At 35.3% G+C, this 23,803-nt stretch carries 24 protein-coding genes and 1 other annotated feature; of the genes, 4 read left to right on the forward strand and 20 right to left on the reverse strand.

What is annotated here, in order from left to right; genetic code table 11:
* Window positions 1-136 precede the first annotated feature (136 nt).
* The 5 genes from ruvX to MHH69_RS11300 all read right to left on the reverse strand — a co-directional run bounded on the left by ruvX (window position 137) and on the right by MHH69_RS11300 (window position 6,233).
* Window positions 137-553, reverse strand: coding sequence for a Holliday junction resolvase RuvX (gene ruvX / locus MHH69_RS11280; RefSeq protein ID WP_122971391.1), 417 nt, complete (start codon window positions 551-553; stop codon window positions 137-139).
* 7 nt (window positions 554-560) lie between these two features.
* Entirely contained in the window at window positions 561-827 is a 267-nt protein-coding gene (locus MHH69_RS11285) for an IreB family regulatory phosphoprotein (RefSeq protein WP_122971392.1), read from the reverse strand.
* A gap of 138 nt (window positions 828-965) precedes the next feature.
* Window positions 966-3,626, reverse strand: coding sequence for an alanine--tRNA ligase (alaS, locus tag MHH69_RS11290; RefSeq protein WP_341362365.1), 2,661 nt, complete (start codon window positions 3,624-3,626; stop codon window positions 966-968).
* 129 nt (window positions 3,627-3,755) lie between these two features.
* Complete coding sequence (locus tag MHH69_RS11295) at window positions 3,756-4,970, reverse strand: ISL3 family transposase (protein ID WP_136292374.1); 1,215 nt, start codon at window positions 4,968-4,970, stop codon at window positions 3,756-3,758.
* A 162-nt stretch (window positions 4,971-5,132) separates the two neighbouring features.
* Window positions 5,133-5,363: a binding site (T-box leader), on the reverse strand.
* A gap of 66 nt (window positions 5,364-5,429) precedes the next feature.
* Window positions 5,430-6,233 carry a GNAT family N-acetyltransferase gene (locus MHH69_RS11300; protein WP_341362366.1) on the reverse strand — a complete coding sequence of 268 codons (804 nt, stop codon included), beginning with the start codon at window positions 6,231-6,233 and terminating at the stop codon, window positions 5,430-5,432.
* 141 nt (window positions 6,234-6,374) lie between these two features.
* Here MHH69_RS11300 and MHH69_RS11305 point away from each other — a divergent pair, with 141 nt between their 5' ends.
* A complete protein-coding gene (locus tag MHH69_RS11305) occupies window positions 6,375-7,058 on the forward strand; it encodes a TerC family protein (protein WP_122971394.1) in 684 nt (227 codons plus the stop codon).
* A 9-nt stretch (window positions 7,059-7,067) separates the two neighbouring features.
* Here MHH69_RS11305 and MHH69_RS11310 read toward each other — a convergent pair whose 3' ends face one another.
* Window positions 7,068-8,222, reverse strand: coding sequence for an MFS transporter (locus MHH69_RS11310; RefSeq protein ID WP_341362367.1), 1,155 nt, complete (start codon window positions 8,220-8,222; stop codon window positions 7,068-7,070).
* A gap of 167 nt (window positions 8,223-8,389) precedes the next feature.
* On the opposite strand from MHH69_RS11310, the gene yeiL reads away from it, so the two are divergent.
* On the forward strand, window positions 8,390-9,052 hold the full coding sequence (gene yeiL, locus MHH69_RS11315; protein WP_341362368.1) for a transcriptional regulator YeiL: 663 nt from the start codon (window positions 8,390-8,392) through the stop codon (window positions 9,050-9,052).
* A 35-nt stretch (window positions 9,053-9,087) separates the two neighbouring features.
* On the opposite strand, the gene MHH69_RS11320 is transcribed toward yeiL, so the two are convergent.
* From MHH69_RS11320 to recD2, 5 genes are all read right to left on the reverse strand, one after another.
* Window positions 9,088-9,858 carry a sporulation protein gene (locus MHH69_RS11320; protein ID WP_122971397.1) on the reverse strand — a complete coding sequence of 257 codons (771 nt, stop codon included), beginning with the start codon at window positions 9,856-9,858 and terminating at the stop codon, window positions 9,088-9,090.
* Between the two features lie 66 nt (window positions 9,859-9,924).
* Window positions 9,925-10,353 (reverse strand): DUF1801 domain-containing protein, encoded by a 429-nt coding sequence (locus MHH69_RS11325; RefSeq protein WP_122971398.1) that lies wholly within the window; start codon window positions 10,351-10,353, stop codon window positions 9,925-9,927.
* Window positions 10,354-10,502: 149 nt separating this feature from the next.
* Window positions 10,503-11,153 (reverse strand): SIMPL domain-containing protein, encoded by a 651-nt coding sequence (locus MHH69_RS11330; protein ID WP_122971399.1) that lies wholly within the window; start codon window positions 11,151-11,153, stop codon window positions 10,503-10,505.
* Between the two features lie 71 nt (window positions 11,154-11,224).
* The gene (locus MHH69_RS11335; RefSeq protein WP_122971400.1) at window positions 11,225-11,620 is read right to left on the reverse strand and encodes a VOC family protein; all 396 of its coding nucleotides are present in this window, start codon (window positions 11,618-11,620) and stop codon (window positions 11,225-11,227) included.
* A 12-nt stretch (window positions 11,621-11,632) separates the two neighbouring features.
* The gene (gene recD2 / locus MHH69_RS11340; RefSeq protein WP_122971401.1) at window positions 11,633-14,110 is read right to left on the reverse strand and encodes an SF1B family DNA helicase RecD2; all 2,478 of its coding nucleotides are present in this window, start codon (window positions 14,108-14,110) and stop codon (window positions 11,633-11,635) included.
* Window positions 14,111-14,292: 182 nt separating this feature from the next.
* Between recD2 and hisA the strand changes: the two genes are divergently transcribed.
* Window positions 14,293-15,051, forward strand: a complete 759-nt coding sequence (hisA, locus tag MHH69_RS11345) for a phosphoribosylformimino-5-aminoimidazole carboxamide ribotide isomerase (protein ID WP_122971402.1) — start codon at window positions 14,293-14,295, stop codon at window positions 15,049-15,051.
* A 122-nt stretch (window positions 15,052-15,173) separates the two neighbouring features.
* On the opposite strand, the gene MHH69_RS11350 is transcribed toward hisA, so the two are convergent.
* The 5 genes from MHH69_RS11350 to cymR form a co-directional block, all read right to left on the reverse strand.
* Window positions 15,174-16,388 (reverse strand): NupC/NupG family nucleoside CNT transporter, encoded by a 1,215-nt coding sequence (locus tag MHH69_RS11350; RefSeq protein ID WP_122971403.1) that lies wholly within the window; start codon window positions 16,386-16,388, stop codon window positions 15,174-15,176.
* 276 nt (window positions 16,389-16,664) lie between these two features.
* Entirely contained in the window at window positions 16,665-17,324 is a 660-nt protein-coding gene (locus MHH69_RS11355) for a tetratricopeptide repeat protein (RefSeq protein WP_341362369.1), read from the reverse strand.
* 124 nt (window positions 17,325-17,448) lie between these two features.
* Window positions 17,449-18,570: a tRNA 2-thiouridine(34) synthase MnmA gene (gene mnmA, locus MHH69_RS11360; protein ID WP_122971405.1), complete on the reverse strand. Its 1,122-nt coding sequence runs from the start codon at window positions 18,568-18,570 to the stop codon at window positions 17,449-17,451.
* Between the two features lie 21 nt (window positions 18,571-18,591).
* Complete coding sequence (locus tag MHH69_RS11365; RefSeq protein ID WP_122971419.1) at window positions 18,592-19,734, reverse strand: cysteine desulfurase family protein; 1,143 nt, start codon at window positions 19,732-19,734, stop codon at window positions 18,592-18,594.
* A gap of 44 nt (window positions 19,735-19,778) precedes the next feature.
* The gene (gene cymR / locus MHH69_RS11370; RefSeq protein WP_122971406.1) at window positions 19,779-20,198 is read right to left on the reverse strand and encodes a cysteine metabolism transcriptional regulator CymR; all 420 of its coding nucleotides are present in this window, start codon (window positions 20,196-20,198) and stop codon (window positions 19,779-19,781) included.
* A 119-nt stretch (window positions 20,199-20,317) separates the two neighbouring features.
* On the opposite strand from cymR, the gene MHH69_RS11375 reads away from it, so the two are divergent.
* The gene (locus MHH69_RS11375; protein ID WP_122971407.1) at window positions 20,318-21,604 is read left to right on the forward strand and encodes a replication-associated recombination protein A; all 1,287 of its coding nucleotides are present in this window, start codon (window positions 20,318-20,320) and stop codon (window positions 21,602-21,604) included.
* Between the two features lie 187 nt (window positions 21,605-21,791).
* Here MHH69_RS11375 and MHH69_RS11380 read toward each other — a convergent pair whose 3' ends face one another.
* The 4 genes from MHH69_RS11380 to MHH69_RS11395 form a co-directional block, all read right to left on the reverse strand.
* Window positions 21,792-21,998, reverse strand: coding sequence for a hypothetical protein (locus MHH69_RS11380; protein WP_122971408.1), 207 nt, complete (start codon window positions 21,996-21,998; stop codon window positions 21,792-21,794).
* Between the two features lie 2 nt (window positions 21,999-22,000).
* Window positions 22,001-22,162, reverse strand: a complete 162-nt coding sequence (locus MHH69_RS11385) for a YvrJ family protein (protein WP_122971409.1) — start codon at window positions 22,160-22,162, stop codon at window positions 22,001-22,003.
* The gene (locus tag MHH69_RS11390) at window positions 22,155-22,703 is read right to left on the reverse strand and encodes a sigma-70 family RNA polymerase sigma factor (RefSeq protein WP_158599672.1); all 549 of its coding nucleotides are present in this window, start codon (window positions 22,701-22,703) and stop codon (window positions 22,155-22,157) included. Before MHH69_RS11390 ends, MHH69_RS11385 begins: the two co-directional genes overlap by 8 nt.
* A gap of 458 nt (window positions 22,704-23,161) precedes the next feature.
* Window positions 23,162-23,677, reverse strand: a complete 516-nt coding sequence (locus MHH69_RS11395) for a hypothetical protein (protein ID WP_122971411.1) — start codon at window positions 23,675-23,677, stop codon at window positions 23,162-23,164.
* Between the last annotated feature and the right edge of the window lie 126 nt (window positions 23,678-23,803).

Consider the following 23,803-nt stretch of genomic DNA (forward strand, 5'->3'; position numbering starts at 1 on the left):
CTAGTATTTATTTTCTGCCCCTGTCGCTTCGCTTTCGGGGCAGAGAATTAACATTCGCTCTTTTTACCGAATGTATCTTGCCCCTGTCGCTTCGCTTTCGGGGCAGAGAATTAACATTCGCTCTTTTTAGCGAATGTTAATTCTTGCTATCTAAATATCCTTGAAGGATCATAACAGCCGCCATTTTATCAATAACCTTTTTACGCTTTTTACGACTTACATCCGCTTCAATGAGCATTCGCTCTGCAGCCATTGTTGTTAAACGTTCGTCCCAGAGCTTTACAGGTAAATGAAAGGAATCTTCCAGTAGCTTTTTATAATTCTCGGAAGCTTCGCCACGAGGACCGACCGTATTGTTCATGTTTTTCGGATAGCCTACTACAAATTCTGTAACAGCATATTCTTTAACAAGTTCTTTTATACGTTCGATGCCAAAATCGCCTGTTTCTTCGTTTATTTGTATCGTCTCTATACCTTGCGCTGTCCATCCTAAGGCATCACTAATTGCAACGCCTACGGTTTTGGAACCAACGTCTAAACCCATTACTCTCATATACCTATTATGCCTCGTTATTCTTCTTAATATAAAATTTTACGAGCTCTTCAATAATTTCATCACGTTCAAGCTTGCGTATTAAGTTTCTTGCATCCTGATGGCGAGGGATGTATGCCGGATCACCAGATAAAAGATAACCTACAATTTGGTTAGTAGGATTATACCCTTTCTCTTCTAGTGAAGAGTACACCTTCAACATCACTTGCTTTACTTCTTGTTCCATTGACTCTTCTGGAAAACTGAATTTCATTGTTTTATCAAACGAACTCAAGACCAGCACCTCGCTTTCAGTAATAAGGAGATGTTAACGGAAAAACATCTCTATTCTCTTTATTATAACCGATAAACCATTTCAATCAAATATCAGGATGGAATTCTGACCATATTTTGTAACAGAAAGAAAATATTTTTAAATGGATTTAACGTAATCATACACAGAAACTAGCGCTTCATCAAGTTTTGATGCATTTTTCGCACCTGCCATCGCCATATCCGGACGACCGCCACCTTTACCGTCACACGCTTCTGCCACTGATCTCACAATATTTCCTGCGTGATATTTTCCTCCGACAATATCTTTTGTTACACCAGCACATAACATGACTTTGTCGCCATCAACTGCGCCAAGTACAATAACAGCTTTTTCTAGTTTACCTTTTAAATCATCCATCATTTGACGAAGTTGATTGTTGTCTTTCGCTTCTACTTTTGTTGATAGTACTGTAATATCGCCAATTTTTTGTGCAGCATCTAGTACAGAAGCAGCTTGTGCATTCGCAATTTTTTGGGATAATGCTTCATTTTCTCGTTGTTGTTCTTTTAATTCTTGCTGTAAAGTTTCAACACGTGCTACTAAGTCTTTAGGATTCGCCTTTAATAAAGCGGCGGATTGTTCTAAAATACGTTGTTCTTCTTTTACTGCTTCGAATGCCGCTTTACCAGTAACCGCCTCAATTCGACGTGTTCCAGCCCCTATACCACCTTCAGAAACGATTTTAAATAAACCAATTTCAGAAGTACGTTTTACATGGATACCGCCGCAAAGTTCAATCGAATAATCACTTACTTGAACAACACGAACAATATCTCCGTATTTTTCACCGAATAGTGCCATCGCTCCGATTGCTTTTGCTTCAGCAATTGGCATCTCTTCAATGACTACTTCAATATCATCCCAAATTTTTTCGTTTACAATACGTTCAATTTTTTCTAACTCTTCTTTTGTAGCAGGGCCAAAGTGGGAGAAGTCAAAACGTAAACGGTCTGGCCCTACATAAGAACCAGCTTGGTTAACATGATCTCCTAGAACATCTTTTAATGCTCGTTGCATAATATGTGTAGCTGTATGATTTTTTACTACAAGATTACGTTCATCCCGATCCACCATTGCTGTAACAACATCATCCACACGCATTTCACCTGATTCTACAACAACGGTATGAAGCGGTTGACCGTTCGGTGCCTTTTGAACATCTTTTACAAAAGCTGTAAATGAATCATTAGAAATTTTACCATGGTCAGCTACTTGTCCACCCATCTCCGCATAAAAAGGTGTTTCTGCTAAAAGGACAAGAACTTCTTCACCTTCTGAAGCATATTCCGCCATTTGACCATTTGAAACGATTGCAACGACTTTCGTTTCAGTTTGTAACGTTTCATAACCTACAAAATTCGATTCTTGCGTTAAATTGGCTAATACTTCAGATTGAACTTGCATGGAATCGACATCCGCTCGAGCTGCGCGGGCACGTTCCCTTTGTTCATCCATCGCTTTTTCAAAGCCTTCTAAATCCACTGTCATACCAGCTTCTTGTGCATATTCCTCCGTTAATTCTACTGGGAAGCCATAAGTATCATATAAACGGAATGCATCACTACCAGGAATAACATTATTTCCAGCAGCTTTTTCTTTCTCAATTACTTCAGACAGAATAGCTAAACCACCATCAAGGGTTTCATGGAAGCGATCTTCCTCGTTTTTAATAACCCGCTCGATAAATTCTCTTTTTTCTTTTACTTCTGGATAGAAATCTTGCATAATTTCGCCAACAGTAGAAACTAATTTAAACATAAACGGTTTATCAATACCGATTTGTTTTGCATATCTTACTGCACGTCGTAATAGTCGGCGCAATACATAACCGCGTCCTTCATTTGAAGGAAGAGCACCATCTCCAATTGCAAAAGCAACGGTACGAATATGGTCAGCAATCACTTTAAATGGTGTATTTACATCCTCTTCACTACCGAAAATTTCTTTTAAATCGATTTCGCCTGGGCGTTTATAGGAACGGTTTGCGAATTCTTCAATTTTTTCAATAATCGGCATAAATAAATCCGTATCAAAGTTAGTTGGAACATTCTGTACAACGGATGCCATACGTTCTAACCCCATACCTGTATCAATATTTTGTTTAGGTAGCGGTGTGTATGTTCCATCTGGGTTATGATTAAATTGTGAAAATACTAAGTTCCATATTTCTAGATAACGTTCATTTTCTCCACCAGGATATAATTCTGGATCGTTTTCATCATTACCGTATTCAGGGCCACGGTCGTAGAAAATTTCAGAGTTTGGACCAGATGGACCTTCTCCGATATCCCAGAAGTTCCCTTCAATACGAATTAAACGTTCTTCGGGAATGCCGATTTCATTTTTCCAAATATCATATGCTTCTTGGTCTTCTGGATGAATCGTAATCGATAAAAGTTCAGGATCAAAGCCCATCCATTTTGGATCAGTTAAAAACTCCCATGCATAATGAATTGCTTCTTTCTTAAAGTAATCACCAATTGAGAAGTTTCCTAACATTTCAAAAAACGTATGGTGACGAGCTGTTTTCCCTACATTTTCAATATCATTTGTACGAATAGATTTTTGTGCATTCGTAATACGTGGATTGTCAGGAATGACACGACCATCGAAATATTTTTTTAACGTGGCAACCCCTGAGTTAATCCATAGTAAAGATGGGTCATTAATTGGCACTAGTGGTGCAGATGGTTCTTGAGCATGACCTTTTTCAATGAAAAATTCTAAATACTTGCGACGAATTTCTGATGCTTTCATCTTCCAATATACCTCCAATAAATGAATAAATTTGTTAACATGATGGTGTTCCAGTGTACCTTTCAAAAACGATGGAATAATGGTTCTATGTCAAATGTTGGGGTGAAGTGATATTACACGGCACCCCGATTATCCTAAATGAATCCCAATTTTCTTAGATAAATTATTTAATAAAATTTTCGCTTTAAAGTGTTCATAGCTTCTAAAACCATAAGCATTACGCTTCAAAACTTTTGATTTATTATTAATTCCTTCTAAAAAACCATTTGAATATCCAAAACTTAAACTATTTAAAATTTCAACTTGCCAATTTTTTAGCGTTTGAATGGCCTTTAAAAATGCCGGAATATTTGCTTTTTCTACCTTTCGGTAAAAGGCTTCTAATCTTTTTTTTATTTCTATCAAATCATTTGAAGTTTTTGCCCAATCAAACCATTCGCAGTAAGCTTCTTTTAATTCATAGGCTTGCTTTAGTTCCTTCGACATTCCTATGTAACGATTTAAGTACCAACGATTCGTTTCTGTTAACTTATCAAATCGTTTATATAGTACATGACGCATTTTCTTACATTTCTTTCGATCATATGCATGCCATTCTTTTTGAACATTTCGACGTACTTCATCTAGTGCCCAGTAAATATAACGACAATAATGAAAGCGATCCGCAATAATAATCGGGCGATTTAACGCCTTCCTAACTGCTGCTTTAAAGCTTGGATTCATGTCCATAACCACAATTTCTACATCTGCACCGTATTTCATCAAGTAATCCTTAATGGTTTCTTTTCTACGATTTGGTAAAATATCAATTGGTTCATGTGTTTCCGCATTGGCAATAATTAATTGATAAGTTCCCGCATCGGTATCTGCTTTATATTCATCAATCGCGATACATTTTGGTAAATGAACCCCTTCATTTAATTGTTCCTTTACTACTTCTTTAAAGCGACGAATCACTGTTGAGCTTGATGTACCAAGTACTTCAGCTGCTTCTTTAAATGTTTTTGCCTTTATTGAACGGATTCGTACAACTTGATTCCATTCTTTCGAGAAACGTTGATATTTATCCACGAAAGGGGATTTTTCTGAAAAACGTTTCCCACATTGGCATACATAACGACGACGTTTATAAAAAAGGACGGTTAATCGTTCAAACCATTTTAAATGATTAATTTTTTGAATTCGATAATCATGGACTTTTGATGTTATATTCTTGCATGCTGGACATTGATGTTCTTTTTTTGGTATGGAAACGTGTAGAACAATACGTTCCCCCATCTCCTCCACCTTATGAACAGTTACACCTTTTAATCCTGGAATATTCATGTTAAAATTCATTTGCACGTATCACCTTTCATTGCTTGTTTCTCGACAATTCAAGTATATAGAAATCGGTGATTACGTGCTTTTTTATTTATGAAATTTTTTTAAACCCCAACAAATATTATAGAGCCGGAATAATTAATAAGACCAATGTTTAATCCAAATAAAAAAGTCTTCATCCCACAAAGGGACGAAGACTATAGCTCGCGGTACCACCCTAATTTATAAGTTAGCTTCATATAGCTGAAATGACTAGAGCAAACTTATATCTCAAGCACTGTAACGTAAGTGAACGGCAGGGATTAGCTGCACTCTGGAGTAGCTTTCCGTAACTGTTTAACGCAAGATTCTTTCAGCCAAGGAATCCTTTTCTGTTCGTATACAGTAACGTACTTGTTCCATCATCGTGTTTCATATATTCTGTTCTAAATTATATGAAAAGGGGTGCCTTATGTCAATTATAACTATTTTCTTCAACTTTTACTCATATCGATAAACATTCCAAAAACCAATATCCTCAAAACCTAATCGTTTATAAATTTTACCAGCATCCGGATTGTCATAAAATAAACAAAGTTCCTTCCCTTCTTTTAACAAATCTTGACATAACTTAATCATACAATCCGTTGCAAGTCCCTGCCGTTTATATTGTTTCTTTGTTGCCACAGCAACAATCATGGCAGAGGAACTATTTTCTGCCGTTGTGGAAGCAGTTGTGGCCATTTCACCGTTCACTCGAATGAAATACGTTCTACCGGTTTTATTTTCAAGCGTCCTTCTTTTCGACTCAATTGTTATGTTTGCATGCTGAAATTCAGGAACACCTTTTAAAAGAGCTACAAGTTCTTCTAATTCTTTTACGTTTAAAACTTCGACAGACTCCAGTTCATCCTTTGTTTTAGAAACTTTTAAACGTTGGCATTTAGCATAATAAAATGAATTACTGCTTTTCATATTTTTTACTACTAGTGATTCTAATTTTTCTACAATTGGTTTCAAACCAGATAAATCAGTCATTTTCGGGTCACCATTGATAATGGAAGCAATTTCTTCCCAATTGATATCGCCTTCAGCATACGGTATGTAATTTCCTTCATATTTTAATAGAACTGCCATCAACTCGCCATACTCATTGAATTGACCCCAAACAGTTTGAAACTCTGTCTCAAAACCATACGCTTCAATATCTCCAATGATAAATAAATTTTCGGCTGGCTTTTTTAGAACAAAGTTCATCACCTTTTCTCTATCTTTTTCTGTTAATTTTCCAATCACCTTATTCACCTACTTCTCCCAATCTAAATTATTAAGAAACTATCATATACGAATGAAACTTTCAACCAATTAAAAAACTTCTGAAAACAAATCGAATAACATATATTGTTTTGTTAAGGGGACTACCTTATAGATTGGAGCGAATACATAGTGGACTTATTATCTGTTGAATTTTTCACCGCTTTACTTTCTATTATTTTCATCGATTTAGTTCTTGCTGGCGACAATGCTTTATTAATTGGACTAGTTGCCAAAAACTTACCTAAAAACCAGCAAAAGAAAGTCATTTTTTGGGGAACTTTTAGTGCCATCTTCGTACGAATTGTCTTAACATTAGTCGCTGTTAAATTATTAGAAATTGACGGATTATTGTTAATTGGTGGTGTATTGTTACTATATATTTCTTACAAACTACTTCTTACCGAAGAAGAAATCAATGTTAAACAAACGAAAAAGAATTTTTGGGGAGCTATCGGGACCATTCTTTTAGCCGATTTATTAATGGGAGTAGATAATATTATTGCAGTAGCCGGAGCTGCCCATGGAAATATTTTGCTCGTAGCCATTGGATTAATCGTTTCGATTCCGATTGTTGTTTGGGGAAGTACCGTTGTAACAAAATTAATGGAACGTTTTCCTATTATTATTGTTTTAGGCGCAGCGGTATTAGCATGGACATCTTCTAAAATGATTTCAAAGGATGCTTATATGGCTCCCCTATTCCCATCTCAAATGGCTATTTACACATTTGAAGTTCTTCTTGTCGTTGTCGTAATTACTTTTGGATTACTAACGAAATATTTTATAAAACTGCGAAAAGTCGCCCCTAAATAGGGACGACTTTTATATTTGATACGCTTTTTTTGAAAGTAAAATGATGATGATTGCTGGAATCGTGAAAATGTTCATTCCTAAAAATGCAAGACCCGGCGTAATATCGTATAAATATCCTCCGAATAATGTTAAAACTGCCGCACTTAAGCTTGTTGCCAAGGCGGAATACAACCCTTGCGCATTGGCAATTTGTTGTTTTGGTAAACTTTTCGTAATGTATTGGATGAAGGCATAATGGGCCATTGCAAAGGAAACCGAATGTAATGTTTGGGAAAAAATAAATGCCCCAACATTTGGAAATACAAAAATGATGATCCATCTTAATGTAGAACCAATTGCTGCAATGAAAAATAAAGTTGAAATTTTCTTATTAGCAAAGAGACGGTCCGCTATTAAAAAGAATAAAATTTCAAATAGGACTGCTACGTTCAAAATCATACCAATATAAAACGTATTTACTTGTAAGTATTGTTGTAAATAAATGTAACTATAATTGTAGTAGGATGCTAAAGAACCTTGTAAAAGGATGACGATAATCATGACTACAGGAAAGCCTTTAACTTTCCATAAACTTCTCATAGAAAAGGCTCGACTTCGATCTTCTACTGTCGGTTTAGCTAATAACACTTCCGGCGTAGGCATAATTTGAAGAATTAACATAATCATTAAATAGCCAATCATTGCCCATAAAATCACCTTTTCCCCTACATAGCCTATCATCACACTTAGAATTAAAACGGAAATGACAAAACCGATAGAACCATAGGATCGGCTTTTACCGTAATGTATCTTTGTTTGCTGAACAAGGGTAGAAGCACTACTTTCGATAGCCGGTAATAACGAAGGATAAAATAAACTAAAAATCAATGTAATGGCAAATAAAGCTGGAAAGGTATTAAAAGGTACGTATAATAGTGCCGCTATTAAGGAACTAATTACTAACAATAGCGTTAATTTTTTATCACTAAAATATTTCGAAGCAAAGGGATAAATAAACATCGTTGAAAATGCTCTGGCGACTAAACCAAAACCCATAATAAAACTTACTTCTTGAACCGTTAATCCTTTAGCACCTGATAACCAACCTGACCAATATTGTAAATATACGCCCCATGTAAAGAAAAATAGAAAGAAATTTTGAGATAACCACCGTTGATTGTTCATAGCCGTGCTGTAACCTCCAATCTATATTGAATAATAGCACGTTGTCATTTAAAATAATGTGAGATATCTCACATTTCCCTTTTGTTGACAATCCGTTTAAAAACAGAATTTACTCTATTTTTTGTTTTGTACTACAAAACTTTGTAATGATTATTGGAGGAATAATGGTGCAATTGATAACAGGAAAACGAAAAGAAGATTACATGAATCAATATTCCTTTCAATCTTTCTTTTCCTTTGATATTTCCCCCTTCGTTCAAGTTTGTGCATTTGAAAAAGGAGAATATATTTTCCAAGAAAGTTCCTTACCTGAATCCCTTTACTACATGGTAGAAGGAAAGGCGAAATTATATGTCACACATAAAAACGGAAAGGTATCGTTAATCAATTTTATTACCTCCCCTAGTTTTATGGGGGAAGTGGAATTATTAAATGCTCAAAAATATACAAAAGGGATTCAAGCTGTAACAAAAACGGTCTGTTTCTCAATTCCTTATAATGCATGTAAACAAAAACTACTAGCTGATTCGGTATTTTTAAGGGAACTTTGCTTATTTTTAGGCAATAAAATGACACAAACGACAAACCGATTTTCTCAAACTCAAGCATATCCCCTTGAAAATCGATTAGCCGCTTTTATTTTAATGTCTTCTGACGGTAATTTTTATAAAGAAAAGCATACGGAAATTAGTGAATATTTAGGCGTGTCCTATCGACATTTACTTCATACCTTCGCCCATTTTTGTCAGTCAAACATGATTCGAAAAAGTAATAAAGGCTATGAAATTATTGATAGACAAAAGCTTCAAGAACTTGCACGGGAAGTATAAGAAAAGGGTATTCCAACATTGGAACACCCTTCTTTTTAAGCATATTTTGCAATCGTTTGTTTTAATACTTCATTTAAATTATGTAGATCTTGTTGTGTAATTGTCATTCTTATATTCGTTTCATCCACATCTAACGCTTCTGCTAAAAATCCACCAAAACCTCTCGCTTTTCGGTCTACTTGAAGTAGAATTTCTGCAGACTGAGCTGTTTGAGATAGGAAAACGAGTTCTAACTCATCGAGTCTCCCTCTAAATACTCCGCCAGTTGGAACAAATTCAAATTCTTGAAGGAATGGATAGTTTCGAGCATATTTGTAAGAAGCTTGTTCACAATCTGCTTTTCGTAATCTAAATCCAAGCTGTTGAACTTCATCTAAAATTTTTGACGCTATTTCAGATGGACGAATTTCAATGTAATCCTTATCATCTGAATCAACACCGCTACGAATATCTAATTCTGTTGCAACCCATACTTCTGTTTTCCCAACTGTAATTGGCGTATCATATGGTAATGTAAATGAAAATGGAATTATTTTTGTTTCATTGACATTAATTGTAAATGGTTCACTTACTCGGAATTTTTGAATTGGAGCTTTTGCTGTCACTTTATGATCATCAATTTCTTTAATATATGTTGTGTATAACGTTAAATAGATGGCATCAATACTTTGCTCCACATTACCACCATAAACTTCCACTTCCCCGCGGATGACTTCTCCAGCAACAAAAGATGACTTTTCTAATTTTGTATCTACTTTTGCAGCACCTACACCAATACTTGCTAACATCTTATTAAAAAATGACATTTTCAGCACTCCTACCTTTTTTAATTTCAATCTATATTTGTTTTACGTTACCGATTGAAAAAAGTTTCAATTTTGAGGATACGTTTTTTGTAAAAATTGAATGGATTGACTAATGAGTTGCTTTAATATTTCTTGATCAATATCTGTAAGTTTATTAATATAAACACAACCTTTACCAACCGTATGTTTTCCAAATCTCTCTAATAATGTTTCTCTGTCTGTATCACCAGGGGCAAAATATAAACTAATTTTTGCTTTTCTAGGTGAAAATCCAATAAGAGGAGCATCTCCTTCATGACCCGATGCATATTTGTAATGATAAGAACCAAATCCGATAATACTCGGTCCCCACATTTTCCCTTCAAACCCCGATGTTTCTTCAAAAATTTGCAATAGATGGTAGGCATCTTCCCTTTTCTTCGGACTTTCTACAGATTCAATAAATTCCATTACGCTTTGATTTGTCTTTTTTGTTTTTTGTTCATACTTACCCATAATCGACCACCTTTTAAACCACTTTTCCATATTCATTCCTATTTTAATTTTTCTACGCTCTCAGTAGTATTCCATATGGAGACTATTTTTCCCTTTAAAAAAGGAGTACTAATCCAATAGCACTCCAAATTTCTCTATAAAAACTTCGATTAATATTGATACTTCACATTCAAAGTCGCTTCAACGGTAATCGTACCTGGTTCAATCGGTGTCTCAGAAAGTCGTTGGGTCATTGCAACATTTTTCAATAAAATAGGTCCTCCTGAAGATTCCTCAACGATTTCAATCGGTTGGGGCATATAAGAAAGACGCAAAGAACTAGCGATAGCTAATGCCTTTTCATGGGCATTTTGCAGCGCCAATTGCAAAGCACTATTATAATAGGCCTCTTCATTTCTTAATTTAAATTCAAGTCCCGTTATACGATTGGCTCCACTTTTTATTGCTTGATCAATGACCATTCCGACTTCACTAATGTTATCAACTTCTACTTGAATAGCATTGGATACTTCGTAGCCTCTAAACACTTGCTTCCCTTCAATATAGTCGTAGCGGGGGAAAATATTAAAATAAGCCGTTTGAATATTTTGGCGTTCAATATTTAAAGCCAATAGAGCTTCTATAACCTGGTTCATTTTATTAGCATTTTCAGTTTGGACTTCCGTAATATTTTCTCCTTGAGTCACCACTTCAATTTGCAGTTGGGCATAATCTGGTTTTACTTCAATCTGACTATTTCCAACGACTGAAATCACCCGTACTTTGTAAGAAGGATGTTGATAAACATTTAAATGATCCAACTAATACCACCTTCCCTTTTCACATAGAACTACTATATGCATGGGAGGTAGGAATTTTGTCTAATTATAAATTATTCATTTAAATTAAGTTGCCATGAAATACCGAAAGGATCTTGTACCCAACCAAATTTCTTACTAAACCCATAACCATCTAATGGCATTAAAACTTGTCCATTTTTCGATAACTTCGCAAAGGCTTCCTCAAGCTCTTGTTCTGAATCACATTCAACAAACATCGAAAAAGACGGTGTAAAGGTGAATTCATGAGTAATGACACTATCATGACAGTAAAAGGTTTGGCCATGAATGGAAATGACTGCATTGGCAATTTTCCCTTTGTGACTTGGTTGTTCCTCCCCATACTTTGTTAGTGAAACAATATTTGTATCTTGAAATACGGTTATATAAAGATGAATTGCTTCTTCAGCTTGGCCTTGAAACATGAGGAAGGGTGTAAGTTTTGTCATTATAATACTCCTTTACTTTTCGTCGTCCTCTAGAAAGTGATACGGGGTTACTCCATCCATTCCGATTAGTGGATGAATATAAGGTGCCGTTTCCATATTTAATATAGGTGCTACAACTTCTCCGTTTACATAAAAAGCTGCTTGCTGTTCATCAACTTCTTTTAATTGCTTTACGTCTTGGGAAGAATCATTATCCTTTAATTGCTCTTCCTTCGTCATACTTTCCTCTGGATTTAACCTTACTTTTAACGTCGTTAAACGCATTAAATCATCGGTTTTCGAAAGTCCATTAGCAAAGACATCCGGTTCACCACAAAGAATTAGAAAGTTTTTCGCCCGAGTAATGCCGGTATATAAAAGATTCCGACGGAGCATTTTGGAATAACTTCTAACGATCGGCATAATCACTGTTTGGAATTCACTTCCTTGGGATTTATGAATAGAGCAGCAATAGGCAAGGGTTATTTGATTTAAATCACTTCGCTGATAAGTCACTTCATTCCCATCGTAGGAAACGACTAGTAAATCTTGTTTTTCCACTGTTTCCTTAGCCCGCATTATGGCAATTACTTCGCCCATATCCCCATTAAAAATATTACTTTCCGGTTGATTGACAAGTTGTAAAACTTTATCACCTATACGGTAAACGACATCACCAAATACGAGTTCTTTTCTCGTACCATTTTCGTTTGGATTAACTAATTCTTGAATCTTTTTATTTAACATATCAATTCCCGCAGGACCTTTGTACATAGGTGCTAAAACTTGTATATCTCGAATAGACTGTCCCTTTGCAAGGGCACTTTTCACAACTTGAGTAACGACACTAGCAATTTGATCTGCCGATGCTTTTATAAAGGAGCGATCCGTCGTTTTATTGGAAAGGGTATTTGGTATATCTCCTTTTTTAATTTGATGGGCAAGTTCAATAATCGTAGATCCTTCCGCTTGTCGGTAAACGTCAGTTAATTCTACAGTTGGTACTTGCTTTGAAGCCAATAAGTCTTTTAACACTTGGCCAGGGCCTACTGGTGGTAGTTGATCCTGATCCCCAACAAATACTACTTGAACGTCTTTGCTTAAAGCTTTTAATAGTTGATGGGCTAACCAAGTATCAACCATGGACATTTCATCGATGATGACAAGACGTCCCTCTACTTCCCGTTCCGTTTCTTCCTCTTTTTCTTGGCCGTTAAATCCAAGCAAGCGATGGATCGTCATTGCTGGCAAATCCGTTGACTCGGCTAATCTTTTTGCCGCTCTCCCAGTCGGAGCTGCTAAAACAATAGGGAAAGGCTCTTCTTTTTTTGCATAATCTTTCGGGTTTAGCGATAACCCGTGAAGTTCAGCATATACTTCCACTAGTCCTCGAATTACCGTCGTTTTCCCCGTACCAGGTCCTCCAGTTAAAATCATGACAGAGGAATTTAAAGCACATTCAATCGCTTTTGCTTGAGTTTCAGCATAGGAAACCTCTAGTCGTTCTTCTACTTCACCAATAGCTTTTCGAACTTCATCCTTTGAAAATCTTTCTTTTTCATTTTGATTTAATAATTCTAGTATTTTCGAAGCGATGCCAATCTCACTAAAATATAAAGAAGGTAAGTAAATTCGTGTTTCTTCCCCACAAATTTTATCTTCCTCTCGCATTTCAATAATTGCCTTTGAAATTACATCATAAGGAATTTCCTGTGGTTGGCTTTGTTCAAGAATAGATTTTACATGGGGTAAAACTTGTTCTGCATCTACGTATACATGTCCGTCTGACAATGCTGCATTTGTTAAAACATGAAATATGCAAGCTTTGATCCGATCTGGATGGATTCCTTCAATCCCTAGTTTTCTGCCAAGTTCATCAGCCCGTCCAAAACCTACACCTTCCACATCTTCAATTAAGCGATATGGATTTTCCGTAAGTAGTGATATCGTTTCTTCCCGATAAGTTTGATATATTTTCATAGAAAGTTGAGGACCAAATCCCCATTCATTCAATTGGATCATGACTCGTTCCAAACCTAAATTTTGCTCCAATGTTTGGCGAATCGTTTCTTTTTTTTCTTCGTTCAGTCGCGGTACTGTATCTAATGCGGATGGATCTTCCATAATTCGCTTAATGGCATCCACCCCTAATTGATGAACAATTGTTTCGGCTGTTTTTCGCCCAATTCCAGAAAATAAATCACTTGATAAGTAATTGATAATGCCTTGTTCCGTTGCAGGCACCTCTTTAACAAATGTATCTACTTGAAATTGTTGACCGTATTTCGGATGATTTTTTAAAACCCCTGTAAAACGATATAATTCTTCCTCATTAAGTTTTGGGAAATAGCCGACCACAATAATTTCTTTATCATCATATTGTAAATTCGTTTCTTGTATTTTTACCCGAACAATCGAATACATATTTGTCGCATTATGAAAAATGGACACAATTGGACGGCCAAGAATAAACAATTTATTTACTTCAAATAAATTAAGATTTTCTGCCATCCTAATACTCCTTTTCTTGCCTTTAGTACATTTGATTTTACCATATGTCCCCTTTATGTGTCTTACAAAATCCAAAGGTCCAGTAATCTAACCTCGATATTTTTTAGTACCGATGCTATGATAATTTATAAATTGTTTTGTATATATAGACGAAAAGGTATGGAAGGGACTCGTGATATTAAGTGGAATTTAGACCTTGTATAGATTTACATGATGGACAGGTTAAACAAATCGTAGGAAGCACATTAGGTCATCAAGATCAAAACGTTGTCGAAAATTTTGTCGCAGAACAAGATTCAGCTTATTTTGCCAATATGTTTAAAAAGGACAAGTTAACAGGTGGCCATGTTATTATGCTCGGGTCAGGAAATGAAGAAGCAGCCCTTCTAGCATTGAACACCTATCCGAACGGTTTGCAAGTAGGAGGTGGCATTACAAGTGATAATGCCAAAAAATATATTGAGGCTGGAGCTTCCCATGTTATTGTAACTTCTTATATTTTCCATGATGGTATGCTCGATATGGAGCGATTACAAAAACTGGTGAACACAGTGGGAAAAGAACATATTGTCATTGATTTAAGTTGCCGTAAACGAGATGGTAAGTGGTTTGTTGTGACGGATAAATGGGCGAAATTTAGTCAATTTGAAGTAAATAAACAAACGATTCCATTTATCGAACAATATTGCGATGAATTATTAATCCATGCCGTTGATGTAGAAGGAAAAAGAAGTGGGATGCAAGAAGATTTAATTCAAGATTTAGCAAAATGGACATCCATTCCAACAACCTATGCTGGTGGGGTCCGTTCAATAGCTGATCTTAAAAAATTCAAAGAACTATCAAAGGGTAAATTGCATGTAACTATTGGAAGTGCCTTAAATATATTTGGCGGTGATTTAAGCTACCGGGATGTTATATTATATTGCAATGGAAAATAATAAAAAATCTGCTCGTTCCACGGGGAATATGTAGGGTGAAACGCTGAATGCTCATTACTTAATGAATGAAAAAACGTTTTACCTACACCCGTAGAAAAGCAGATTTTTTTAATAAATAAGTTTTATAAGAACATACCTGCGATGGATGCGCTAAGTAAAGAAGCTAATGTACCTGCAATTACAGCCTTTACAGCTAATTTCGCAATGACAGGTCTTCGACTAGGAGCCATTGCACCTAAACCACCAATTAAAATTGCCATTGAGCTTAAGTTTGCAAAACCACATAATGCAAAGCTAACAATCATGACTGTTTTATCTGAAAGATTTGCGATTTCTGGTGCAAAGTTTGAATAAGCTACAAATTCATTTAAAACTAATTTTTGTCCAATGAATGAACCTGCTTGTACAGCTTCAGACCATGGTACCCCTATTGCAAAAGCAATTGGTGAGAAAATATAACCTAAAATTCCTTCTAAGGTAATTCCGTCAAATCCAAAAATACTACCAATACCACCGATAATCCCGTTAATTAAGGCAATAAGAGCGATAAATGCTAGTAACATCGCACCAACATTAACAGCAAGTTTCATTCCGTCACTCGCGCCACGAGCTGCAGCATCAATGACATTTACTGAATCTGAATCTTTTGCTAACGTAAAAGCAGAATCATCGACTTCTTCAGTTTGTGGAATCATCAGTTTCGCTAATACTAATCCTGCTGGAGCGGCCATAAAACTTGCAGCAATTAAGTATTCTAACGGTACCCCTAATAATGAATATCCAACAAGAACAGAACCTGATACAGATGCTAACCCACCTGTCATAACAGCAAACAGCTCAGATTTTGTCATTTTCCCTAAAAAAGGACGGATGACTAAAGGTGCTTCTGTTTGACCAACAAAAATATTTGCCGCTGCGTTAACAGATTCCGCTTTACTTGTCCCTAAAACTTTTGACAGTGCACCACCAATAATTTTAATGACAAATTGCATAATTCCTAAATAATACAATACGGAAATTAACGAAGAGAAGAAAATAATAATCGTCAATACGCTCAGAGCAAAAACGGTAGCACCAGTAAAATCAGGATCTGCTAAAGGTCCAAATACGAAAGAGATCCCTTCATTAGCGTAACTAATTAAATTTTGAACAGCCTCTGATATTTTTAATAATACTGTGCGGCCAAATTCCCATTTCAGCACGATAAAGGCAAAGGCTAATTGTATCGCTAAACCGGCAAATACAGTTCTCCAATTAATGGATTTACGGTTGCTTGATATTAAAAAAGCAATAATAAAAATAACTAAAATACCAATAAAACCCCATAAAATATTCATCAAGACACCTACTTCTGTAAAAACTCAAATTTTATCTCAATTATTACTCGACAAAGACCGATAATTAAAATATACGTAATATAGTATCAAATGAATGTAGAAATCATGAAATAAAAAATTATTCAAAGTTTTCATAGTTCACACAGTATTTTAAAAAGGCAGAAAAGTGGTATTTCTATTTCGACCTTATTATTTATCTAAATCATGATTTCATTCCACTTAATGACTATTTGCTAAATAAAAAAGTCGACCTTTTTTGGTCGACTTTTCCATCCTTTAATTAAACCTTTGACTAATCATATCATAAATATATTTCGCTTGATCAAAATTCGGTTCTATCGTATATGCTTCTTTTAAATGCTCCATCGCTTTTTCAGTATCCTCAGTAGCTACCGCATATAATACCCCAATATTATAATGGGCATCTGCATTTTTTGGATCTTGATCAAGAACAAATTGTAATTCTCCCTTTGCAACATCAAACATTTCCAATGAGCAAAGTAAAATACCATAAGATAATCTTATTTGTAAGTCGTTAGGGGCAAGTTCAGCTGCACGTTGCATATAAGGTAACGCTAGTTTAAATTTTTCATCCCGTTCAAAGGATTTCCCTAACATATAATAAGCATCTGCACCTTGAATTCCTAGGTCAATGGCCTTTTGGTATAGTTTCGCAGCTTCGATAAATCTTTCCGAATTGTAATATAAATTGGCTAATCCATAGTATGCTGTAGCCGTTGTTCCATCAACGGTAATTGCTTTTTGGAAAAAACGTTCTGCTCGTTCATTGTCATTCATCGCAGCAAGTAAGTTACCAAAATTCACATAACCAATCGGATCATCCGGATTATTTTCAATTGCTTCCGTAAAAGCTTTCGCTGCATCTTCATACCGTTTTTCTTGGAAAGCAAGTATTCCCTTTTCATTAAAATCCAAATTTCTCACCTCTTAAAACTAGGCTTACCGTCATCTCTTGACGATAAGCCTGAGTAGCACTTATATAGTATTTCATTCTTTCGTTTCATGAAAACAATCAAAACGATTACTTTATTTGCGTTTGTCATCCTACATAAGTTAATTTTTCACTATCTTTAAACACTTCATCAATTGTACCGCCACCGAGACATTCTTCCCCATTATATAAAACAACAGCTTGTCCAGGTGTAATAGCTCTTACAGGTTCTGCAAAAGTAATATGAGCTCGACCATCTTCTAATAGTTCAACTTCCACCGGCGTATCATCTTGACGATAACGGAATTTTGCTGTGCAACTAAATTTAGAAGGCTTTGGTTGATCGGAGGTAAAACTCATTTTCACAGCATTTAATGATGTGGAATAGAGGGCATCGTGATGGAAACCTTGACCAACATACAACACATTTCGTTGTAAATCTTTCCCTAGTACAAACCAAGGATCACCGTCTCCTCCAATACCTAAACCGTGGCGTTGACCAATTGTATAATACATTAAGCCATCATGAGTTCCCATAACACGACCATCAAAAGTTTCCATTTTACCTGGTTGGGCAGGTAAATATTGACTTAAAAATTCTTTAAAGTTCCGTTCGCCGATAAAGCAAATCCCTGTCGAATCTTTTTTCTTTGCAGTAGCTAATCCTGCTTCTTCCGCAATTTTACGAACTTCCGGTTTTGCTATATCGCCAATTGGGAACATAACATGTTTTAATTGCTCTTGAGATAGTTGATTTAAGAAATATGTTTGATCTTTATTGTTATCAACACCGCGCAGCATCAACACTTCTCCGTCCCGTTCTTCCACTCGGGCATAATGACCTGTCGCTAAATAATCCGCCCCTAATTTCATCGCATGATCTAGGAAAGCTTTAAATTTAATTTCTTTATTACACATAACATCTGGGTTTGGTGTACGACCTGCTTTATATTCTTCTAAAAAGTAGGTAAATACTTTATCCCAATATTGTTTTTCAAAATTAACCGCATAATAAGGGATTCCAATTTGATTACATACTTTGATTACATCATCGTAATCTTCTGTAGCTGTACATACACCAAATTCGTCTGTATCATCCCAGTTTTTCATAAAAATCCCGATTACGTCATATCCTTGTTGCTTTAATAAATAGGCAGCAACAGAGGAATCAACCCCACCTGACATTCCAACAACAACGCGGATTTGTGATGGGTCTCTTGTTTCTACCATTGTCGTTTCACCTTTTCTCTATTAGTTCGCAAGTCTTTTTACAATTGCTGCTGTTCGACGAGCTGCCTCTTCAATTAACTCCTTCGTCAAACCTAATCCAAAACTAAAACGAATAGAATTACGTAGCTCAGCAGCATCTTTTCCAAACATAGCAACGAGTACATGGGATGGATCAATAGATCCTGCTGTACAAGCAGAACCGCTTGATGCATAAACACCCGCCATATCTAAATTAACTAAAAAGGACTCTACTTCCATCCCTTTAAAGCTAATATTTAACACATGCTGTAATACATGTTCCTTATTTCCATTTACTTTATATTGAATACTTTCTTCGTCTAAAATTTGTAAAAATAGTTGACGAAATTGTTGTAATTGCTCATTCTTTGTTTCCATTTCCCGTTGAGCAATTTCGACTGCCTTTGCGAATCCAACGGCAGCTGGAACATTTTCTGTACCTGCTCTTCTTTTCTTCTCTTGAGAGCCTCCAAAAAATGTTGCCACTAATGGGGTGCCAGTTCGTTGATATAAAAAACCAATCCCTTTAGGACCATTTAATTTATGACTTGATACGCTTAGTAAATCAACTTGTAATTGATCAACGTCCAATTTTTCGATGCCAAAAGCTTGGACTGCATCCGTATGGAAAATCGCCTGATGGTCCTTTAATAATTCACCAATTTCTGCAATCGGTTGAATTGTTCCAACCTCATTATTGCCATACATAATTGTAACTAATATCGTATCCTCTCGAAGCTCATTTTTAAAAGTTTCCAGCGAAATACGACCACTTTCATCAACTGGTAAATATGTTACATCAAAGCCTTCTTTTTCCAACTTTTCACATGCATTTAATACAGCATGGTGTTCAATTTGCGTTGTGATAATGTGTTTTCCCTGATGCTTCAAACTATTTACAACGCCAAAAATAGCCGTGTTATCCGCCTCAGTTCCACCACTCGTAAAAATGATTTCTGTATCTTTTGCACCGATTGCCTTTGCAAGTATAGTACGAGCATCATCTAATACCTTTCGCGCTTGTCTACCTGCTGTATGAATGCTAGAAGGGTTTCCATAGGTTTGTTCAAAAGCTGATGCCAGCGCTTGAATGACTTCTGGATGCATAGGTGAAGTCGCTGCATGGTCTAGATATATTGTTTCCATTGTCATTAAAAGCTCCTTTAATCTTGAATCCACTTTCGTTTATATTAAATATAAAACATATAACCGTCGAATTCGGTTTCTTCATCGTGTCTTGCTAAATCTTCAATCGAAGTTGTATCAAGGACATTTTTTACAGCATCGCGGATTCGAATCCATAATTGTTGTTGCGGTGCTTCTTCATTTTCAATTCCTTCTACAGGTTGAATTGGTCCTTCTAAAACTTTAATTACATCTGCAGCGGAAATTTTACTTGGTGGTAATGCTAATAAATACCCTCCATAAGCTCCACGGACACTTTTTACTAAACCAGCAATACGAAGGGGAGAAACCAGTTGCTCTAAATAGGCTTCAGATAAATCTTTTTCTGCTGCAATTTGGCGCAATGGAATTGGTCCTTCTCCATAATGTTTTGCTAATTCAATCATAATCGTTAGTCCATATCTACCCTTTGTAGAAATTTTCATTATAACACCTCTATTTTTCTTGTCCATTTCTATGCTCAAGTATATCATATATCCTTTAATTCCACTTGGAAAAGGTCTAATATTAAATATAGTAAAAGGAATCTTTGGAGGATGAAGACATGCAAAACGAACCTTTAGCATTTCGAATGCGACCTCGTAACTTAAATGAAGTCGTCGGACAACAACACATAATCGGAAAAGACACTGCCCTTTATAAAATGATTGAAAATGGTCATGTCCCTTCAATGCTTTTATATGGAGAGCCCGGAATTGGGAAAACCTCCATTGCAAACGCCATTGCTGGTAGTTCGAAACTTCCTTTTTTCTCGTTAAATGCAACCCATGCGGGGAAAAAGGATGTAGAACAAATTGTGTCAGAAGCGCGACTTGTTGGGAAAGTGATTTTATTTCTCGATGAAATTCATCGGTTTAATAAATTACAACAGGATACGTTATTACCCCACGTAGAAAATGGATCCATCATTTTAATAGGAGCTACGACCGAAAATCCTTTTCATGATGTAAATCCAGCCATCCGATCACGTTGTGGGGAAATTCTTCAACTGAAACGGCTCTCTCAAGATGATATCGCTAAGTTAATATCAAACGCCCTTGAAGACGAAGAAAGAGGTTTAGGGAAAATCGATATCGTCATATCTGAGGAACAAATTCAAAAAATAGCCCTCGCTTCAAACGGAGATGCAAGAAAAGCATTAACATTATTAGAATCAATTTATTACGCCTCTGACGAAGTTGATAATAAAACGATTGTTCAAGATCATATTGTAGAACATTTATCGGAACGAATTGGCGTTTATGGTGATAAAGGTGGTTCCCACTTTTATAATTTACTTTCTGCCTTGCAAAAATCGGTACGTGGTAGTGATACGAATGCAGCAATTTACTATTTAGCCCATCTTCTCGAAAATGGAGATTTAATCGCTGTTTGTAGAAGACTTCTTGTCATGGCATATGAGGATATCGGATTAGCAAATTCAGCAGTTGGCGCCCATGTTTATGCTGCAACTGAAGCAGCTAAAACTTTAGGGCTACCCGAGGCTCGCATCCCATTGGCCAACGCAGTTATTGAAATGTGTTTATCGCCGAAATCTAATTCTGCCTACTCTGCATTAGATGCGGCAATTTCTGCAATTCACGAAGGTAAAACGGGAGAAATTCCGCTCCACCTCCGGGATGGTCATTATGCAGGAGCGAAAACGTTGGGACATGTCGGTTATAAATATCCCCATGATTATCCCCTTGGCACCTTTGGAGGCTGGGTTGATCAACAATATTTGCCAGATAACGTAGCAAATGAAGAATTTTATAAACCTGTTATTGCTGGTGAAGAAAAACGAATGGCTGCTATTTATGATAAATTGAAATCATTTAAAAAAGGAACTTAAAAAAAGAAGTTGCCCCCGACAATGAGGAGCAACTTCTTTTTCCCTATTTTAAAGGCTTTTTGAACTATTACAAAAGTTTTAATTAAAAATTTTTCAAAAGAGGTTGTTATTTGTCTCCATTAAACCCCTTTAGTAATTGTAAATCAAATTCAAACATCAATAGACGACCGACAAGTTGTTCATCGTGTTACTTTGGTTGTTTTTCCTTTTCAACTAATTCAAAAAAAGTAGGGATGCTGTGAAATTTTTTTGTTCTTAATCCTTCTAAAATTTTCGTAACAATTTCTTGTTCCAAATCTTCACGATATCTCGCATCCGTTTGATACAATTCTTTCTTTATTTTCGGCCTTAGAAGTTCCAACAATTCCAATGGAGATATATATTCTTTAATCATAATCACTCCTTGTTTTTTATTAATTCTACTTCCGTCGCCAACTTTTGAATCGTTTGTTCTAGACCTTCAATCTTCTTTTCAAAGCGAAGTAATAAGTAAATCGAGACAGCAATCGGGAAACCAATGTTACTAATTAAGTTAATTAATTGACCCTCATCAAGCATCGATCATTCGCCTCACTTTCGCTAAAGCATTATTTTTTGATTTTGATATTGCTTGTTGCGTGACATTCAATTTTTTACTTATTTCTGTATCGGAATAATTAATAATGAATGATAGATATAAAATGTGCTTTTGTCTCTCGTTTAACGAAAGAATTGCTTTATATAAATTAGGATTTTGAATATGTTGTTCTAAGTCATCTTCAATTTGTTCATAAAAACTTTTTGTTGCAGATTCATCTACGATAAGTTCTTTTAAAGTGATAGACCCTTCGTTATTAGATTCATTGCCTGTACTATCCAAATTTAATACATATCGCTGATCATACTTTCTTCTTTCTATATCAAAGTTGCGAGCGGTATAGTGGATAATTTTTGAGAAATAGGCTACGGCTCGAATGCGAATATAAAATTGGATAAAACGGTCATTAATCATTTGTTTTATACAATCATTCGGTGTACGACAGTATTGTTTATATAATTCCAAATGTTCTGCGTCTGCTAAAAAAGCTTTTAATAATGGGTTCTTAAATTGAATTTCCACTATCATCATCCCTCCTTAACAATAGAACATTTGTTTTATTAAATTATAAAAGGAAACGATAAAAGCCTAAAAGAGTACATATACCATATTCTTGGAATTATTTTTAGAAAATGTTCCTATTATTTCGACCAAATTTGTAAATAACTTTACGAATTTTAAACCGGAAAAACCTAGGACTATTGGAAAGGTAGAATTTTTTGTATGAGGCTATAGATAGTTTAAGAAAATTTTTTACTTTGAGGTGTAATAATTTGTTTAGTTACTTTATAAAGGACAATCTAGCCCAAAAATAACAACCCTTAGAACAACTTTGAACGATAAAAATTATTGAAAAATTGTAAAAAACGCATATGAATAACATATAAATGTTATACGAATAAATAAAATTGCCATTCTTCAATAATTCTTTTCATAAAAAAAGGTAAAATTGCCAAAGCAATTTTACCTTTTTTTATGATTTAACGATTCATGGAATAAGTGGAAAAAGTTTTTATACAATCTATTACTCGATTATTTTGAGCAACAATCATTTTTTCAAATTCCCCATGTTTTCCATTATAAAGTTCTATATTTTCATAACTAGTTGTTACTTCTTTTAAAAATTCAGCATGATCTTCTAAATGGACATCCGGAATACAATTGGCAGCTACCGTTAACAAGTTTAAAATTTCTTTCTTCACATCTCGTCCTAGATTAACTTGTACATGATAGTGAGAAATTGTATGGAAATAAAGTAATTTACATACAACATTCATATATAATACCCAATAAGTATTTTCCTTTGGCAATTCCCCATTCGCCTTTACATAATGATTAAAGTGATTGACTGCACTATTTACTAATTCATCTAAGTTCGTATAAGCTTTCTCCCAATTTTGAGTTGTATCAATATAGTTAAATACAATCTCTTCCATACGGTCATTTAGCTCCACTAAATTTAACGCATTATTTGTCATTGGAACTTTTGTTGACATTTCCATTCCTCCCCTATTCCCCATAAAACTTTAGGTACCCATACTATACCAACATTGTTCTGAAATTTTTTCTTAAAATAAAAATTTACTAAAAAAATGTGATATATATGTGAAATTACTTCATTT

The organism is Ureibacillus sp. FSL E2-3493, from assembly GCF_038077515.1.
Classification (GTDB): Bacteria; Bacillota; Bacilli; order Bacillales_A; family Planococcaceae; genus Ureibacillus; species Ureibacillus halotolerans.